At 68.5% G+C, this 1,321-nt stretch carries 1 protein-coding gene; it reads right to left on the minus strand.

Annotation, left to right across the window (positions count from 1 at the left end):
- The coding region (locus tag ACFVXE_RS39130; RefSeq protein ID WP_389678576.1) for a SpoIIE family protein phosphatase at positions 1-1,321 on the minus strand (1,321 nt) is incomplete at both ends.

Genomic DNA, 1,321 nt, shown 5'->3' on the forward strand with positions numbered 1-1,321 from the left:
GGACCACAGCCGGCGGGGGATGGCCGGCGAGGGAAAGGCAACAGGTACCTGCGGTCGAGTCGTACAAGGCATACAGGCACGTGGCGTACGAGCCCTCGCCGAGGTCAACGACGATGTCGTTGAGGTGGCTCATGATCTCGTCCGGTGGCAGTTCGAGGCCGGCCAGAGTGTGGACCGCGGTGCGCAGACGTCCCATGGTGGCCGCCTCGGAGAGGCCGTGTCCCATGACGTCGCCGATGACGAGTGCGACCCGACCGGCTGACAGTGGGATGACGTCGTACCAGTCGCCTCCCACGTCCATGCCCTGACCGGCGGGAAGGTAGCGGGCGGCCGTGGTGCAAGCCTCCAACTCGGGCAGGATTTGGGGGAGCAGCGCGCGTTGCAGCTCCCGGGACCTGGTGTGTTCGGCGTCGTACAGGCGCGCGCGGTCCAGTGCTTGCGCGACCAGGCCGCTGATGGCGGTCAGCAAGGCGCGTTCCTCGTCGTCCAGATGGCGTGGCTGGTCGAACGCGATCACACAGACACCGAAGGTGTGCCCGGAGGCGGTCAACGGGAGGAACGCCCAGGCATGGTTGCCGATTTCTTGTTGCACGTCGGCCATGCCCGGGTAGCGCATCACGTACTCCTGCGCAGAGGAGACGAACGTCGGACGCTGGCTGGAGACCGCCTCGCCGATCGGGTCCGCATCGGTGAGCGAACGTCCCTCGAAGCGGTCGACGAAGGAGCGGGCGTAGCCGACAGCTCCCACGTTGTGCACCCGGCCGCTCTCGACGGCCTGGACGAGCAGCCCGGTCGCTTCGAACGGCGGCAGCACTCCCTGGGCAACGGTGTCTACCACGTCCTGCGTGGTCGTCGCCTTGGCGAGCGCCGCGGTCAGCTCGGCGATCCTGGCGCCGCGCGCGGCTGCGGCGCGCTCGGCAGCGGCCCGCTCGCCGTCGCGCCTGCGCTGCTCGGTGACGTCGGTGAAGTAGAGGGTGACCCCGTCGGGCACCGGGACGAGGCGCAAGTGGTAGCAGGCTCCGGTCTCCGGCACATCCACGTCGAAGTCTGCGGGTGTGGCCCTGGCTGCAGCGTTACGGCAGCGTTCCTCCATGCCCGTGAACCGCCGTACGGTGGGCAGTGTCCAGAGCACGCGGCCGAACAGTTCCTCGTCGGAGGAGCCCAGCATGCGCTCCGCCTCCAGGTTGACGAATGTGATCCTCCAACTGTCGTCGACCGAGAGGAAACCATCGCTCATATGGCGCAGAGCGCGACTGAGCGCGTCGCGGGCCGACCGGGACTCGTTGCAGTCCCACGCCGTCCCGATCATCCGGTCGGGCTC

Origin of the sequence: Streptomyces sp. NPDC058231 (assembly GCF_042882275.1) — a bacterium.
Classification (GTDB): domain Bacteria; phylum Actinomycetota; class Actinomycetes; order Streptomycetales; family Streptomycetaceae; genus Streptomyces.